Raw genomic sequence first — 15,757 nt, 5'->3', positions numbered from 1 at the left:
CGGGGGCCACCCTCCCCCGCAGAGGGGGGAGGGCAATCGCGCATCGCGGAAGACTCAAAAGAATCACCACGGGTTGCTCCCGGCGGGAATCGCGGTGCCGGCCTCGACCCGGCGGGTCTGCTCGGCGCGCAGGCGCAGCTTGAGGTAGCGGCCGGGATCGTCCGGCAGGGTCTGGAGCCAGAGCCGGTCCGGGCGGATCTCGTGGGCCTCGAAGCTCTTGGTCACCCGGCGGACCTCCCGCTCGGGCGCCTCCGCCACCATGGCGGAGCCGCCCCCGGTCCGGCCGCGGCCGGCGGCGTCGCCCGCCGAGCCCCGGGCCTGGCCCTTGCCGGTGTCGATCGATTGCTGTTCGGCCTTGCCGCGGCGGGCGACCTTGCTGTTGCCCGGCAGCGAGGCGCTGGCGTTGGATTCCTTGTTGCCGGCGAGCCCCTCGCCGCTGGAGGCGGCGTTGATGTCGTTGTTCTGGTCCTGATTGGCGGTGTTGTTGTAGCGGGCGCCGTACTGGCCGGTGCCGTTGGCGATGCCGCCGCCGGGGCCGCGGTCGATCACCTCGGCCTGCAGCCGGGCGATCAGCGAGCGGTTGGCCTGGGCGTCGGCGTCGCGGGGGTTGAAGCGCAGGGCCTCGTCGTAGGCGGCGAGGGCGCCGTCGAGGTCGCCCGACCGCGCCAGGGCGTTGCCGAGATTGTAGCTCGCCCGCCGGCCGCCGCTGCGGAACAGGGCGATCGCCTCGCCGTAGCGGCCGGCCTCGTAGAGCGCGGCGCCGCGCCAGGCCGGATCCGCGATGAGGTCGGCGGCGAGGCCCGGCAGGCCGAGGCCCATCAGCAGCCGCCCGAATCCGGTGCGGGGCTGCGAGACGGCCAGCAGCGCCAGCAGGCCCGTCCCCGCCAGCCCGAGGCCCGCGATCCGGGCGAGGCGCCGCCAGCGCGGCGGCAGGCCGGCGCGGAGCGGGGCGGCGAAGCCCGTATCGGGAAGGGTCAGCCGCATCACGCGCTCCTGCGGAACAGGACGAGGGCCGGCAGCGCCGCGAGCAGCAGCAGCCAGCGGCCGAGATCCGCGTAGGCCAGCACCCCGTAGCCGCCCGCCGCGAGGTGCGCGGCGAGGCCGGCGCCGACCGCGTCGAGCACCGGTCCGGGGGTCGCGATGTCGGCCACGGTGCCGCCGCCGGCCCGGGCGAGGGCGTCGAGGGCCGCCCGGTCGGGCTTCGGCGCAGTGGGCGGGAGCGGCTTGTCGGCGGGGACGAACAGGGCCTGCAGGCGCCAGCCCTGCTGGGCGATGGCCCGGGCCTCGCGGGTGGCGGCCTCGCCGACGCCGTCGCCGTCGCTGATCAGCACCACGTCGGCCGCCACCACGTCGGCCTCCGCCAGGGTGCGGCGGGCGAGCGCCAGCCCGCGCTCGGGATGGGAGCCGCGGTCGGGCACCGTATCGGAATCGAGGGCGAACAGGGTGGTGCCGAGGCTGTCGCGGTCGGTGGTGGGGGAGGCGGCGAGGTAGGCGTCGCCCGCGTAGACCACCAGGGCGACGGCCCGGGTCCCGGCGGCCTCGGCGACGGCGGCGGCGGCCTGCCGGACGCCCAGGAGGCTGCCGCCCTCGGTGACCGAGCGGGACAGGTCGAGGACGATCACGGTCTCGTCGAGGTTGCGGAAGGTCCGCCCGTCCATCCGTTCCACGGCGGGTCCGGTCAGCGCGAGGGCGATCAGCCCGGCCGCCAGCGCCGCCGCGAGGTTCGCCTGCCGCCGTCCGCCCAGCACCGCGCCGGCGCGGCCGAGGTGGTCCATCAGCGCCGGGTCCACCGCCCGGGCCCAGTCGCCGAGCGGCGCCGAGCGCGACGCGGCCCGGAGCGTCAGCAGGGCGACGACCGGGATCGCCAGGAACCACCAGGGGCGCAGGAGCGCGAAGGCGTCGAGGGCGCTCATCGGGCGAGTCCCCCCACCCAAACCCCCTCATCCTGAGGTGCCGGAGCACAGCGCAGGCCTCGAAGGAGCCCTCCAGGAATCGCGAGGCTGGCTGGAGCGCTCCTTCGAGGCTCGCTGCGCTCGCACCTCAGGATGAGGGGATGGGTTGGACGGGCGCGGTCTCGAACCATCACGCGCCCCTCCGGCTGGCCAGCAGCAGGGCGGCGCCCAGGAACGCCAGGGCCGCCGGCCAGGGCCAGAGGTCCCGGCGCAGGGGCAGGGGCGGGGCCAGGGCGCGGCCGCCCTCCAGCCGGTCGATGGCGTCGGCGACCCGGACGAGATCGTCCGTGGTGCGCACCCGGAACGCCGCGCCGCCGCTCGCCTGCGCCATGTCCCGCAGGGTCTCGGTATCGACCACGTCCTGCTCGCCGTCGGCGTCGGCCATGTCCCGGGGGCCGAGCGCGATCGTGTAGACCTTGATGCCCAGCGTCTTGGCGAGCTCCGCCACGTCCTTGGGGGCGGTCTGGCCGGCATTGTTGGCGCCGTCCGAGAGCAGAATCACGGCCTTGGCGGCCCTGCCCCCGGCGGCGGCGTCGGCGACCGCACCGCCGCCCGCGTCCCGGGGGTCCAGGCGCCGCAGGGCGAGCCCGAGGCCGTCGCCGATGCCCGTGGAGCGGCCGCTGATGCCGATCGCGGCCTCGTCCAGCGCCCGGGCGACCGCCGCGGTGTCGAAGCTCGGCGCCGCCGCCACGTAGGCTTGGTCGGCGAAGATCACGAGGCCGATCCGGTCCCCGGCCCGGCGCCGGATGAAGTCGGCGCCGACGCGCTTCACCGCGGCGAGCCGGGTCACGGTCTCGCCGTCGAGGGCGAAGTCGCGCCGCTCCATCGATCCGGACAGGTCCATGGCGATCATGATCTCGCGGCCCGAGGCCGGGAGCGCGGCGGCCGGCAGGACGAGGCGCGGACCGCTGAGCGCCGCCACCAGGGCGATCCACAGCGTCCAGGCGAGGGCAGCCCGGCGCCGGCCGCGGGCCGCGAGGTCGGCGCCGGAGCGCGCCCCGCCCACCAGGGTGCCGGGCACGCGCAGCGCGCCGCTGCCGCCCTCGGGCTCCGCGGGGATCAGGCGCGCCGCCAGCAGCGGCAGCGGCAGGGCCACGAGGGCCCAGGGGGCGGCCAGGTCGAAGGCCGACAGGAGCGCGCTGAGCCACGCGGGCAGGACGCCGCTCAGGAGCGCGCTCATGACCGCAGCCGCCCGATCAGGCGGCCGAGCTCGGCGTCCAGGGCGTCGAGGTCGGGCTCGTGCCGGCGGTACAGCCCGTCGGCCAGGATCCGGCCGGCGCCCCGGGTGAAGAAGTCGGTGCCGAACCGGGCATCCAGGCGGCCGGCCCAGTCGGCCCCCGTGGCCCGGGCCTCGGCCTCGCCGCCGAGCGTCCGGCCGAGGCGGCGCAGCAGGCGGGCCTGGGCCACGAGGCGCGCCTCCGGGTCGAGGCCGCGGCTGCGGGCGAGTTCGGCGAGCGCCACCCGGCGGAGGCCGGCCCGCGCCCGGCCGCGCCCGTAGCGCACCAGCCCCACCAGCAGGGCGGCGAGGAAGCCCAGGGCCGCGGCCGCCACGATCTCGCCCTGCACGGCGCCCGCGGCCCCGCCGGGCAGGTGCAGGCCGCGGAGCTGGTCGAGGGTGAGCGGAGTCTCGGCGGGCGTCATCGCGGCGACCCGTGCGGTTGGGGCTCACAGCACCGCATCGAGGCGCTCCATCAGCGGCGCGTAGGCCTCCGGGCCGGCCTCGACGTCGAGGCGCACGCCCGCCATGCCGCGGCGGGCGTAGTCGGCGAGCCGCGCCTCGGCCGGCCGGGTGGGCAGCGCCGCCGGAAGCGCGATGCCGCGGCGCCCGTCCGCGAGGGCGAAGGGGTAGTAGCCCGGCGGCCGGGCCCGCTCGAAGGCGTCGCTCACCAGGATCAGCCGGATGGCGATCCGCTCGGCGAGCAGCGTCAGGAGTTCGTCGAAGCCCGGGCCGGGATCGTCCAGGGCGCTGGCGATGACGAGGTGGCCGCCGGCGGGCAGCAGGCCGCGGGCGAGGCCGAGCGTCGCCTCCAGCGGCGGCTCCGGATGGCCCGGCGATCCCGCCGCGAGGGCATCCGCGTGGGCCTGCGCCAGGGCGCCGGTCACCGCGATCATGGCGCGCTCGCCGCCGGTCGGCCGCAGCACGGTCGGCGCCCCGGCGGAGGCCACCGCGAGGCCGACCCGGCCGCCATCGGCGGCGACCCGCCAGCCGAGCAGCGCCAGGGACTCGGCGGCCGCCACGGAGCGCAGGGTCCGGCGGGTCCCGAACAGCATCGAGGGCCGGAAATCGGCGAGCAGCACCACGGCGCGGTCGCGCTCGTCGTGGTGGGTGCGGACATGCAGCTGCCCGGTCCGGGCGGTGGCGTTGCGGTCGATGAAGCGCCGGTCGTCGCCCTCGGACCAGAGCCGGACGTCCTCGGGCTCGGAGCCGCGCCCGCGGCGGCGGGTGACGATCCCGCCGGGCAGGCCCGCGAGCGTCCGGGTCGCCGGGGCCGCGCCCCGCCGGGCGAGGTGGCGCAGGCCCATCAGCGCCTCGCCCGAGAGGTGGATGCCGTCCTGTTGGGACTGGGCGCTCCCCTCTCCCCCCCTGCTGGGCAGGGGACCCTCCCCCGCAGAGGGGGGAGGGAATATGCGTCGCGCGAACCCGAACACGCTCAGAGCGCCCGCACCCGCTGCACCAGCTCGCCGACCAGCCCCCGGGCGGTCCGGCCCTCGGCGGCCGCCCGCCAGGTCAGGCCGATCCGGTGGGAGAGGGCGTCCCGGGCGAGTTCCGTGACGTCCTCGGGGACGACGTGGTCGCGCCCCCGCAGCCAGGCCCGGGCCTTGCCGGCCATCATCAGCGCCAGGGTGCCCCGCGGCGAGGCCGGGTGCTCGATCAGGGCGCGCAGGTCGGGGGCGGCCGCGTCGGTGCGGGTCGCCGCCACCAGCCGGACGAGGTAGTCCTTGAGGGCCGGCGACACGTAGGTGGCGAGCGCCGCCTCCCGGGCGGCGCGCACGTCGGCGAGCGACAGGCGCATGGTCATCGCGTCGACGTGATGGGTGATCTCGCCCTCCACGAGGTCGAGGATCGCCCGCTCGGTGGCCTCGTCGGGCATGTCGACCACGACGTGCAGGAGGAAGCGGTCGAGCTGCGCCTCGGGCAGCGGGAAGGTCCCGGCATGCTCGATCGGGTTCTGGGTCGCCACCACCATGAACGGGTCGGACAGGCGGTGCGTGGTCCCCGAGACCGTCACCTGCCCCTCGGCCATCGATTCGAGCAGGGCCGACTGCACCTTCGGGGGGGCGCGGTTGACCTCGTCGACCAGCACGAGGGCGTGGAACAGGGGGCCCGGCAGGAACTCGAAGGTGCCGCTGTCCTGACGCCAGACGGTGGTGCCGGTCAGATCCGCCGGCATCAGGTCCGGGGTGCACTGGATGCGCGCGAAGGAGCCGTCGAGGCCGTCGGCCAGCCGCTTGACCGCGCGGGTCTTGGCGAGCCCCGGCGCGCCCTCGATGAGCAGGTGTCCCCCGGTGAGGAGCCCGATCAGCAGGCGCTCGACCAGGCCGGCGCTGCCGATCAGGCCGCGCTCCAGCCCCTCGCGGAGCGCCATGACGCGGCCGTGCAGGCCATCGTCCGGGACGATGTCGGGCCGGCGTTCGGCGAGGGCGTCGCTCATGCGGCGACGCATCCGGCGCGGAGCGAAGCCGCCGCTCGGGCCGTATCCTGGGCCGTGTGCTGCATCCTGCACGTCTCCTCGGCCGGGTCCCGGATTCTTAAGGGATCCTCAGGCTCTCATCCGTGTGCCCGCTGGCCGGTGCGGCCGTCAATCCCGCTCCGGATGGCCTTTCGGGCCCGGGCCGGGCCATGGTGTCACGGTTTCGTCACCTCCCGGCTTTCAAGAGACGGCGGATGACCAGCTACGCGTCCCTTCCCGAAGAGCTCAGATCCGCCCTCGGCCTGCTCATCGCCTTCGTGCTGGGCACGGCGATCGGAGCCGAGCGCCAGTACCGGCAGCGCACCGCGGGCCTGCGCACGGCGGTGCTGGTGGCGGTCGGCGCCTGCGCGTTCGTCGACCTCGGCATGCGCCTGACCGGACCGGAGGGCGGCACCCGCACGGTCGCCTACGTGATCTCCGGCATCGGCTTCCTCGGCGCCGGCGTGATCATGAAGGAGGGCATGAACGTCCGCGGCCTCAACACGGCCGCGACCCTGTGGTGCTCGGCCGCCGTCGGCGCGTTCTGCGGCGCCGACCTCCCCTTCGAGGCCGTGCTGGTGATGCTCACCGTGCTCGCCTGCAACACGGCCCTGCGGCCGCTGGTGAACGCCATCAACCGCGCGCCGATCCGCGAATCCGCCACCGAGGCGACCTACGAGGTCCAGGTGACCACGGCCCCGGGCGAGGCCGGGCCCGCCCAGGACCTGCTGGTGGAGCGCCTGGAGGCGGCGAACTATCCGGTGAGCAACGTGGAGGTGGAGGAGCGGGGCGAGAGCGCGGTGAACGTGGTGGCGACCCTGACGGCGAGCGCCGTGAAGGCGGAGGAACTCGACGCGGTCACGGCCGACCTCGCCCGCGCCCCGGGCATCCGCCACGCCACCTGGTCGATCCAGACCGCCGACTGATCGCTTCGGGGGGCAACGCCCGGTCCGCTTGGCCGTATCGGGGCTGCTTGCGACCCGTCACGGCCGTACCCGCGACCGATGGCGCTTCCCGGAAGCAGCCATCGGCCGTCCAGCAACCCCAGACCGGGGGTGTAAGTTGCCGGCCGATGGCCACCCCGAAGCTGACATTCGGCTCTTCGCTCAAGGCGGATGCGGGCCACGTCCAGGATAAGTTCAGTCGATCACCTCGTCCGCCTGCGCCAAAAGAGCGGCGGGGATCGCGAGACCGAGGGCTTCGGCCGTCTTCAAGTTGAGGACAAGCTCCAGGCGTGTAGGCTCCTCGATGGGTATCTCGGCTGGCCTATGCCCCTTGAGGATCTTGTCGACGAAGGATGCGACCCGTCGAAATTGTGCTGGAAAGTTGGGGCCATAAGAGATCAGGCACCCCTCCCTGACCATGAGGCCGTTCGCCACCATTGTGGCGACACGATTGGACAGACCGAGTTTCGCGATCTGTTTGCGCTCGTTAAAAAACAGCGGATCTTGCATGAAAACGATAGCCGGTATGGAGTTGGTTTTTATAGTTTCGAAAGCTCCGCTCAGGTCTTGCGCAGAATCGATCTGCGTCACTTCGATAGAGACACCGTGATTTCGAGCAGTCGATCTCGTTCGGTCCTCGACAGCCCGACTCATGGACGGATCTTTCGGGTTCACGAACAAGCCGACCCGCTTCAAGTCCGGTATCGCAGCCTTCAATTGCTCAAGGCGCTTCGAACTCAGCTCGACGGCTGCCGTGGACAGACCCGTCAGATTTCCACCGGGGCGCGAAAGGCTCTTGGCCATGCCACGACCGACGGGATCGGGCACGACGAGGAACACGATGGGTATGGTCGATGTGGCGCGCTGGGCAGCCGTCGCCGCAGGTCCTGTAACCGCTATGATGACATCGACCTTAGCCTTGATCAATCGGTCGGTGTTGGCCGCAAAATTTTCGTACTTCTCGGCTGCATAAGTCTCTATTAATTTGTAGTCGCGGTTCTCGACGTACCCGAGATCGGCAAAGCCTTGTCTCATGGGTTCGGCATAGATTGCTTCTTCTTGAGGCGTGGCCGCGTGCCAAAGGACTCCGATCGTTGGCGTATCTTGCCTTTGTGCAAGGGCCGGAGATCCAATGAGCGGCGCCGCACAAAGCAGCGCTAAGATGACGCGGAGGCTGCTCACGCGGCTGCCCACATAAGGCCGGCTCCGGATCCGTAAGCGGTGCATTCCATCACCCCTTTGCTGCGCGTGTCAGGGGCAGCCGACGCTGCCGCGGTTCAATGCGAAATCAATGCTCGCGGGCGGCATTGATTTCGTCAAGATGGTTTGATTTGTAAAGACAAGCAAAGCTTCGGTTCGAATGCGGCAGCATCGCAGCCTTTATGAGCAGAAGTAGTGTGGTGGCTGCAATCGTATTGAGAGGCGATGACCGTTTTATTTCAAGCCCGATCAAGATGGATTAGCGGAAGTTAAACCGATCTGCTCTGAAGGCGCACCCCCTCAGAAGCCTGCAAGCGGACGTGTCCGGCTTACAGGACTGGGTCGTGAGGAGGCCCGCCCCCCATGTCCGCTTCGATGCATCCGGCCTTCGGAAGCGGACAAGCCGAAAGCCGCCCGACGCGGACCGTCGTTCAGGCGCGCTGACTGCGTTCGAACCTCCACGCCGGTTGCGCAACCTCCGCACCCGATCACACCTTATCGGGTCGGTACCCGGAGACCCTGCATGACCCAATCCCAGAAGAACGCGCTGATCGTCGGAGCCTCGCGTGGCCTGGGGCTCGGCCTCGTCGAGACGTTTCTGGCGCGCGGCTGGCGCGTCACCGCGACCCAGCGCACCCCGTCGCCCGACCTCGCCCGCCTCGACGCCAGATCCCTGCGTGTCGAGACCGCCGATATCGACGACGATGCCGGCGTCGCGGCCCTTCACGACGGTTTGGCGGACCAGCGCTTCGACCTGATCTTCGTGGTGGCGGGTGTCGCCACGCGGGCGCACGACCCGCTGCACGCGGTGCCGCGGGAGGTCGCCGCGCAGGTCTATCTCACCAATGCGGTCAGCCCGATCCGCTTCGCCGAGACCTTCCTCGATCGCCTCGCGCCCGGCGGCAGCGTCGCCCTGATGAGTTCGATCCTCGGCAGCGTCAGCCTGAACGACACGGGCGACTGGGAGACCTATCGCGCCAGCAAGGCGGCGCTGAACACCCTGGCGCGCAGCTTCGAGATCCGGCATCGGGCCGAGGCCGTCTCGGTGCTGATCCTGCACCCGGGCTGGGTCCGCACCGACATGGGCGGCGCAGGGGCCGATATCGACGTGGCCACCAGCGTCACCGGCCTCGCCGACGTGGTCACGGCCCAGCTCGGCCGGCCGGGTGCCCACTACCTCGACTATCGGGGCGAGACGCTGCCCTGGTAGGGCCGGATCCGTCAGCGCCGCGGATCGAGGGGGCGGGTGCGGCGCTCGATCACGACGGTCGGGCGGGTGCGCCGCTCGACCACCACGGTGCGCGGCGCCCGGCTCGGGCTCGCGTAGGTCAGGATCCGCTCAGACGCGCGCTCCGCCCGGGCCGGCTTGGCCGCCTTGGCGGCCAGGACGTGCGGGCGGACCTCGTCGGCCGGCAGGCCCATGAGGCCGGCGGCGATCTCGACCTGCTGCTCGACGTCGTCGGCGAGATCCTGGGCGGCGGCGACCGCCTCGGTCACGGTCGGCGGCTCGCGGCGCACGCGGATCGGCGGCAGGTCGGCGAAGCTCTTCTGCGTCTTCTTCACGGGGCGACTCGCAGTCTTCATCCCACCAACATAGCGCCTTCCGGGCCGGTTGTGCAGTGCATCAAAACGGCTTTGTGCGCGGGCCGGGCACAGGCCGGACGGGCGGTTGATGCAGGATTGGGCAGGCCGGCGTCGGTGCTGTCGCGCAGGCGGGCAATCGCCGGGGCGGCTCCCCGTCGGGCCCGCCGGGGCTGCGGCATAAGGGCGCATTCGGCGGATGGCGGCGGCCGGACGGCCCCGCGTCCGGCGACGTACGCGAAGGCGCAAGCCCCGGCGTGGTAAGGACCCCCCATGACCGGAATGCTCGATCCCCGGCTCACGCCGGCCCGCCCCGATATCGCCGACCTGCGCCTGCGCGACCGGGTCACCGCCGCGCGCTACGTGGCCGGCACGCCCCGCCGGGTCGCGGTTCCCTCGGCGCCCCTGCGACGGGAACCGTCCCCGGAGGCGGGGCTCGACACCGAGGCGCTGCTCGGCGACGCCGTCGACCTGTACGACGAGGCGGAGGGGTTCGCCTTCGTGCAGCTCGCCCGCGACGGCTATGTCGGCTACCTGCCCGCCGGTTGCCTCGGACCGGCCGATCCGGAGCCGACGCACCGGGTCACCGCCCTGCGCACCTTCCTGTATCCCGAGCCGGATCTGAAGCGGCCGGTCCTCGCCCATCTGAGCCTCGGCGCGGGCCTCGTGGCGACCGGCGCGGCGGGGGCGTACCTGGAGACCCCCGGCGGCTACGTGTTCGCCCGCCACTGCGCCCCGGTGACCGCCCGCGAACCGGATCACGCCGCCACGGCCGCGCGCCTCCTGGGCACGCCCTATCTCTGGGGCGGCCGCACCAGCCTCGGGCTCGACTGCTCGGGCCTCGTGCAGCTCTGCCTCGACGCCGCCGGCCTGCCCTGCCCGCGCGATGCGGACATGCAGGAGCAGGCGCTTGGCCGGCCGCTGCCGCTCGACCGCGCAGGCCCGGACCTCGCCGGCCTGCGCCGGGGCGACCTCGTGTTCTGGCGCGGCCATGTCGGGCTGATGCTCGACGCCGAGACGCTGATCCACGCCAACGGCCACCACATGGCCGTGGCGGCGGAGCCGCTGGCCGAGGCGGTCGCCCGGATCCGGGCGCACAGCTTCGGCGCGGTTACCGGCCTCCGGCGCCTCTGAGCGACGCGCGGCCGATGCCCGCCTCGACGCGGTTCCGACGCCCGCGGCAATCGTGCTACAGAGCCGGCCCGCGTCCCTCTTCCCGCCCGGTTCGTGGGCGACTCCTGTTGACAGGACAGCCCCGCCCTCGCCACATCGCCCCCATGACCGTCGATATCGCGACTCCCGAGCCCGTCGAGGGCACCACCGGCAAGCCGCCGCTGGAGATCCTTCTCTGTGCCCCCCGGGGCTTCTGCGCCGGCGTGGTGCGGGCCATCGACGTGGTGGAACGGGCGCTCGCCATCTACGGGCCGCCCGTCTACGTCCGGCACGAGATCGTGCACAACAAGTACGTGGTCGAGAGCCTGAAGCGGAAGGGCGCGGTGTTCGTGCGCGAGCTCGACGAGGTGCCGGACGGCGGCGCCCCGGTGATCTTCTCCGCCCACGGCGTCGCCAAGACGGTGCCGGCCAACGCCGATTCGCGCGGGCTCACCACCATCGACGCCACCTGCCCGCTGGTGACCAAGGTCCACCGCGAGGCCGAGATCCACCACAAGCGCGGCCGTCACGTGCTGCTGGTCGGCCATTCCGGCCATCCGGAGGTGGTCGGCACCATGGGCCAGCTGCCCAAGGGCTCGATCACCCTGGTGGAGGACCTCGACCAGATCGCCGCCCTGACCCCCGACAACCCCAACAACCTCGCCTGGGTGACGCAGACGACCCTGTCGGTGGACGACACCCGGCACATCGTCGAGGCCCTCAAGCAGAAATTCCCCACCATCACCGGGCCCCACAAGGACGACATCTGCTACGCCACCACCAACCGCCAGGAGGCGGTGAAGCAGGTGGCGCCGCTGGTGGACGCGCTGATCGTGGTCGGCTCCTCGAACTCCTCGAACTCCCAGCGCCTGCGCGAGGTCGCCGAGCGGGTCGGCTGCCCGATCACCCGCCTGGTGCTCCGCGCCGAGGAGATCGACTGGCCGGCCTTCGAGGGCATCCGCAGGCTCGGCCTCACCGCCGGCGCCTCGGCCCCCGAGGTGCTGGTGGAGGAGATCATCGACGCCTTCGCGGCCCGCTACGACGTCCTGGTCGACACGGTCTCGACGGTGATCGAGGACATGGTCTTCCCGCTGCCGCGGGAGCTGCGCAGCGAGGCCGCCGAGTAGGCGGTTTCCGGACGTCTCAGAAGGCTTATCCCACCCGCCACCTCATCCTGAGGTGCCCGCGTGAGCGGGCCTCGAAGGAGGCCTCCAGACGGCGTCCCGATCCCTGGAGCCCTCCTTCGAGGCCTCCGCTGCGCTCCGGCACCTCAGGATGAGGTGGCGGGTGGGACGGCTCGCCCCTCCCAAAAGTCCCAACCCGAGCGCGAACACGTGGCCGTCTACACCGAGGTATCCGACGCGGCGCTCGCCGAGTTCCTGTCCGCCTACGCGATCGGCGGCCTGCTCTCCTACAAGGGCATCGCCGAGGGCGTCGAGAACTCGAACTTCTTCCTGCACACCACCGACGGCGCCTACATCCTGACCCTCTACGAGAAGCGGGTGCGCGAGGCGGACCTGCCGTTCTTCATCGGGCTGATGGAGCACCTCTCGGCCCGGGGCCTCGCCTGCCCGCAGCCGGTGCGCGACCGGGCCGGCACGGCGCTCGGGCGCCTGTGCGGCCGGCCCGCCGCCATCGTCAGCTTCCTGGAGGGCGTCTCGGTCAAGGCGCCGGGCGTGGAGCATTGCCGCGAGCTCGGCCGGGCGCTCGCCGCCCTGCACGCCGCCGGCCGCGACTTCGCGATGGTGCGGGAGAACAGCCTCTCGGTCGCCTCCTGGCGGCCGCTCTTCGCACAGGCCGAGGCCCAGGCCGACTCGGTGGCGCCCGGCCTCGCCGAGCGGACCCGCGCCGACCTCGCCGTCCTGGAGGTGCACTGGCCCCGGAACCTGCCGGGCGGCGTGATCCACGCGGATCTCTTCACCGACAACGTGTTCTTCATCGGCGATGCCCTGTCGGGCCTGATCGACTTCTACTTCGCCTGCACGGACGCCTTCGCGTACGACCTCGCGGTCTGCCTCAACGCGTGGTGCTTCTCGGTCGACGGCGCCTTCCACCGGGACATGGCGGCGGCGCTGATCGCCGGCTACGAGGCCGTGCGGCCCCTGGAGCCCGCCGAGGTCTCGGCCCTGCCGATCCTGTGCCGGGGGGCGGCGCTCCGCTTCATGCTGACCCGGCTGGTCGACTGGCTGAACGTGCCGCCGGGCGCCCTGGTGAAGCCGAAGGACCCGCGGGAATTCGATCGCCGGCTCACCTTCCACCGGCAGGCGCGGGACGCGCGGGATTACGGACGGCAGGGTTGAGAGCCGGATGAGCACCGAGACGACCGAAGCCGCCGCCGAACCGACGCGGGTCAAGATCTACACGGACGGGGCCTGTTCGGGGAATCCGGGGCCCGGCGGCTGGGGCGCGATCCTGATCTTCGGCGACAGCCGGAAGGAACTCTCCGGCGGCGAGGCCCACACCACCAACAACCGCATGGAGATCCTGGCGGCGATCGAATCCCTGGAGGCGCTGAAGCGCCCCTGCCGGGTCGACCTGTTCACGGACTCGCAGTACCTGCGCCAGGGCATCATCAGCTGGATCCACAACTGGAAGGCCCGGGGCTGGCGCACCGCCGACAAGAAGCCCGTGAAGAACGAGGATCTCTGGCGCCGGATCGACGCCGCCCGGGACCGCCACGAGGTGGCGTGGCACTGGGTCAAGGGTCACGCCAGCGACCCGCTCAACAACCGGGTCGACGCCCTGGCGGTGGCCGCGATGCTGCCGTTCAAGCGGCGGTGAGCGCGGATCCGGTCGCCTGCAGGAAGCGATCGGGATTATCCCCGCTTCCGCAGCCATGGCAGAGCCAAGGACAGCACTGACCACATCATACGCGATGTGGCCGTACGGGCTCCTCAATCCGTCTCCCCGTCGAGCCCCAGCCAGTGCCGCCCGTCCCGGGCCAGGAGCTCGTCCGCCTCTTTCGGGCCGGCGCTTCCGGCCGGATAGAAGGCCACGTCCTTCTGCGGCCAGCCCTGCAGCAGCGGATCCACCGCGGCCCAGCCGGCCTCGATGTTGTCGGCCCGCTGGAACAGGGTCGCGTCGCCGATCATGCAATCGTACAGCAGCGTCTCGTAGCCGACATTCGGCCGGTCGGCGAAGAAGTCCTTGTAGCGGAAGCCCGAGCGCACCCGCCCGATCTTCATCTGCGGCCCCGGCACCTTCACGTTGAACTCGGTGCTGACCCCGTGGTCGGGATCGATCAGGATCCGCATCACGGTGGGTCCGAGATCGTCGGTGGGGGTGTCCTCGAACATCTTGAACGGGGCCGGCTTGAACAGCACCGCGATCTCGGTGCGCCGCCCGGTCATGCGCTTGCCGGTGCGGATGTAGAACGGCACGCCGGCCCAGCGCCAGTTCTCGATGTGGAGCTTCAGGGCGATGTAGGTCTCGGTGACCGAGTCCTTGGCCACGTTCGGCTCGTCCCGGTAGCCCGGGACGTCGCGCCCCTCCGAGGTGCCGGCGGTGTACTGGCCGCGCACCGCGTCCTCCCGGGGAATCGGCCGGACCGCTTCGGCGAGCTTGGCCTTCTCCGAGCGCACCGCCTCGGCGTCGAAGGAGTTCGGCGGCTCCATGCCGACCATGCAGAGCAGCTGGAACATGTGGTTCGGCACCATGTCGCGCAGCGCACCGGTGGGCTCGTAGAACTTGCCGCGCTCCTCCACGCCCACCGTCTCGGCGGCCGTGATCTGGACGCTGTCGATGTATTCGCGCCGCCAGACCGGCTCCAGCAACCCGTTGGCGAAGCGGAACGCCATGATCGACTGGACGGTCTCCTTGCCGAGGAAGTGGTCGATCCGGTAGAACTGGCTCTCGTCGCCCTGTTTCAGGATCCGGGCGTTGAGCTCCCGGGCCGAGGCGAGGTCGGAGCCGAACGGCTTCTCGATCACCACCCGGCGGAAATGGTCGCCGTCCTGCTTGAGCAGCCCGGCCTGGCCCAGCCCGTCCACGATGGTCCCGAAGAACCGGGCCGCCACCGCGCAGTAGAACACCGCGCTGCCGCTGATCTGCTGTGCCATGGCCTCGAAGGTCTCGGGCTTCTCGAAATCGCCCTTCAGGTAATGCAGCCGGTCGCGGATGAAGCCCCAGCTCTTGGGGTCGATGCGGTCGGCGTGGAACTCGGAGGTCGGGTCCTTGCTGAACGCCTCCAGGGCCTTGGTCAGGCTGTCGCGCAGGCCCTCATCGGTGCCGTCGTTGTGGTCGACGCCGAGGATGGAAAAACCCTCGGGCAGGAGCCCGGCGCCCGCGAGGTTGTAGAGCGAGGGCATCAGCAGGCGCTTGGTCAGGTCGCCGGCCGCCCCGAAGATCACCAGGGTGCAGGGAGGCGCCGGCTTCGTGCCGCAGGCGGCGTTGTCCTTGAGGGTCGTCGTCGGCTCGGCCATTCCCGCCTCCCGTCCGGCTGCGATGCAGCAAACCGGCCAGTCAACCCGCCGCGGCGGGGCCCGTTCCGGGGCCCGTGTGGGCCGGCCCCGGAGCCGTTCCCGAGCGGGTCGTACACGGTCGATGGCCGGGGCCGTGCCGAACGAAGCGCGGGTCCCCGCTCCCGTGCGGGCTGGCGGATGCACGCTTCGCGTTCGGGATCATCGTCCGGTTGCCGAGTCGGGCGATCCAGATCGTCCACGCGCCGTCCCTCCCCCCTCTGCGGGGGAGGGAGAGCAGCGGAGCCGTTCAAGCCCCGCTCCAAGGGAGATCGGCGAACATCGGAGCCCGCACGGGAGAGGGGCAGGTCGCAGCCTCGGCGACCCTCGTCAGGACCGTTGCAACCCGATCGGGAGAGACCTCAGCCGACCGCGTCCTCCACCAGGATCTCGCGCTTGCCGGCGTGGTTGGCCGGGCCGACGATCCCCTCGATCTCCATGCGCTCCATCAGCGAGGCGGCGCGGTTGTAGCCGATCTGCAGGCGGCGCTGGATGTAGCTGGTCGAGGCCTTCTGGTCGCGCAGCACCACCTGCACGGCCTGATCGTAGAGGTCGCCGCCGGCCTCCCCGAAGGAGCCCTGGTCGAACACCGCGCCGTCGAGTTCGAGGTCCGCCGCGCCGGCCTTGCCCTTGACGCCCTTCTCGGGGGCGCCCTCCTCGTCGTCCGCCGTGACGGCGTCGAGGTAGCTGGGGCGGCCCTGGCGCTTGAGGTGGGCGACCACGGTCTCGACCTCGCTGTCCGAGCAGAACGGCCCGTGCACCCGGGTGGTGCGCCCGCCGCCGGCCATGAACAGCATGTC

At 72.1% G+C, this 15,757-nt stretch carries 16 protein-coding genes; 6 read left to right on the top strand and 10 right to left on the bottom strand.

Features of this window, described 5'->3' with window-relative positions; translation table 11 throughout:
* Positions 1-63 precede the first annotated feature (63 nt).
* From MKL01_RS20945 to MKL01_RS20920, 6 genes are all read right to left on the bottom strand, one after another.
* Positions 64-984, bottom strand: coding sequence for a tetratricopeptide repeat protein (locus tag MKL01_RS20945; RefSeq protein WP_243907119.1), 921 nt, complete (start codon positions 982-984; stop codon positions 64-66).
* On the bottom strand, positions 984-1,913 hold the full coding sequence (locus MKL01_RS20940; RefSeq protein ID WP_243907118.1) for a VWA domain-containing protein: 930 nt from the start codon (positions 1,911-1,913) through the stop codon (positions 984-986). Before MKL01_RS20940 ends, MKL01_RS20945 begins: the two co-directional genes overlap by 1 nt.
* A gap of 169 nt (positions 1,914-2,082) precedes the next feature.
* Positions 2,083-3,132: a VWA domain-containing protein gene (locus MKL01_RS20935; protein WP_409566296.1), complete on the bottom strand. Its 1,050-nt coding sequence runs from the start codon at positions 3,130-3,132 to the stop codon at positions 2,083-2,085.
* Positions 3,129-3,593 carry a DUF4381 family protein gene (locus MKL01_RS20930; RefSeq protein WP_243907117.1) on the bottom strand — a complete coding sequence of 155 codons (465 nt, stop codon included), beginning with the start codon at positions 3,591-3,593 and terminating at the stop codon, positions 3,129-3,131. The genes MKL01_RS20935 and MKL01_RS20930 overlap by 4 nt, the downstream gene beginning before the upstream one ends.
* A gap of 24 nt (positions 3,594-3,617) precedes the next feature.
* Positions 3,618-4,475 (bottom strand): DUF58 domain-containing protein, encoded by an 858-nt coding sequence (locus MKL01_RS20925; protein ID WP_243907116.1) that lies wholly within the window; start codon positions 4,473-4,475, stop codon positions 3,618-3,620.
* Between the two features lie 128 nt (positions 4,476-4,603).
* On the bottom strand, positions 4,604-5,605 hold the full coding sequence (locus tag MKL01_RS20920) for an AAA family ATPase (RefSeq protein ID WP_243907115.1): 1,002 nt from the start codon (positions 5,603-5,605) through the stop codon (positions 4,604-4,606).
* Positions 5,606-5,838: 233 nt separating this feature from the next.
* On the opposite strand from MKL01_RS20920, the gene MKL01_RS20915 reads away from it, so the two are divergent.
* On the top strand, positions 5,839-6,549 hold the full coding sequence (locus MKL01_RS20915) for an MgtC/SapB family protein (RefSeq protein ID WP_243907114.1): 711 nt from the start codon (positions 5,839-5,841) through the stop codon (positions 6,547-6,549).
* Between the two features lie 213 nt (positions 6,550-6,762).
* On the opposite strand, the gene MKL01_RS20910 is transcribed toward MKL01_RS20915, so the two are convergent.
* Positions 6,763-7,761 (bottom strand): ABC transporter substrate-binding protein, encoded by a 999-nt coding sequence (locus MKL01_RS20910; RefSeq protein ID WP_243907113.1) that lies wholly within the window; start codon positions 7,759-7,761, stop codon positions 6,763-6,765.
* Positions 7,762-8,290: 529 nt separating this feature from the next.
* On the opposite strand from MKL01_RS20910, the gene MKL01_RS20905 reads away from it, so the two are divergent.
* Positions 8,291-8,977, top strand: a complete 687-nt coding sequence (locus MKL01_RS20905) for an SDR family oxidoreductase (RefSeq protein ID WP_243907112.1) — start codon at positions 8,291-8,293, stop codon at positions 8,975-8,977.
* Positions 8,978-8,988: 11 nt separating this feature from the next.
* Here MKL01_RS20905 and MKL01_RS20900 read toward each other — a convergent pair whose 3' ends face one another.
* Positions 8,989-9,330 carry a hypothetical protein gene (locus MKL01_RS20900; protein WP_243907111.1) on the bottom strand — a complete coding sequence of 114 codons (342 nt, stop codon included), beginning with the start codon at positions 9,328-9,330 and terminating at the stop codon, positions 8,989-8,991.
* 291 nt (positions 9,331-9,621) lie between these two features.
* Here MKL01_RS20900 and MKL01_RS20895 point away from each other — a divergent pair, with 291 nt between their 5' ends.
* From MKL01_RS20895 to rnhA, 4 genes are all read left to right on the top strand, one after another.
* Positions 9,622-10,482 carry a C40 family peptidase gene (locus tag MKL01_RS20895; protein ID WP_243907110.1) on the top strand — a complete coding sequence of 287 codons (861 nt, stop codon included), beginning with the start codon at positions 9,622-9,624 and terminating at the stop codon, positions 10,480-10,482.
* A 143-nt stretch (positions 10,483-10,625) separates the two neighbouring features.
* Complete coding sequence (gene ispH / locus MKL01_RS20890) at positions 10,626-11,627, top strand: 4-hydroxy-3-methylbut-2-enyl diphosphate reductase (RefSeq protein WP_243907109.1); 1,002 nt, start codon at positions 10,626-10,628, stop codon at positions 11,625-11,627.
* A 207-nt stretch (positions 11,628-11,834) separates the two neighbouring features.
* Positions 11,835-12,800, top strand: a complete 966-nt coding sequence (locus tag MKL01_RS20885) for a homoserine kinase (RefSeq protein WP_243907108.1) — start codon at positions 11,835-11,837, stop codon at positions 12,798-12,800.
* A gap of 7 nt (positions 12,801-12,807) precedes the next feature.
* Entirely contained in the window at positions 12,808-13,281 is a 474-nt protein-coding gene (gene rnhA / locus MKL01_RS20880; protein ID WP_243907107.1) for a ribonuclease HI, read from the top strand.
* Positions 13,282-13,394: 113 nt separating this feature from the next.
* On the opposite strand, the gene zwf is transcribed toward rnhA, so the two are convergent.
* On the bottom strand, positions 13,395-14,921 hold the full coding sequence (zwf, locus tag MKL01_RS20875; RefSeq protein ID WP_243907106.1) for a glucose-6-phosphate dehydrogenase: 1,527 nt from the start codon (positions 14,919-14,921) through the stop codon (positions 13,395-13,397).
* Positions 14,922-15,319: 398 nt separating this feature from the next.
* On the bottom strand, positions 15,320-15,757 hold a 438-nt coding region (locus MKL01_RS20870), incomplete at its 5' end, for a DNA translocase FtsK (RefSeq protein ID WP_279604770.1).

The organism is Methylobacterium sp. J-070 (assembly GCF_022829385.1).
Classification (GTDB): domain Bacteria; phylum Pseudomonadota; class Alphaproteobacteria; order Rhizobiales; family Beijerinckiaceae; genus Methylobacterium.
This window is presented reverse-complemented; position numbering and strand designations above follow the sequence as displayed.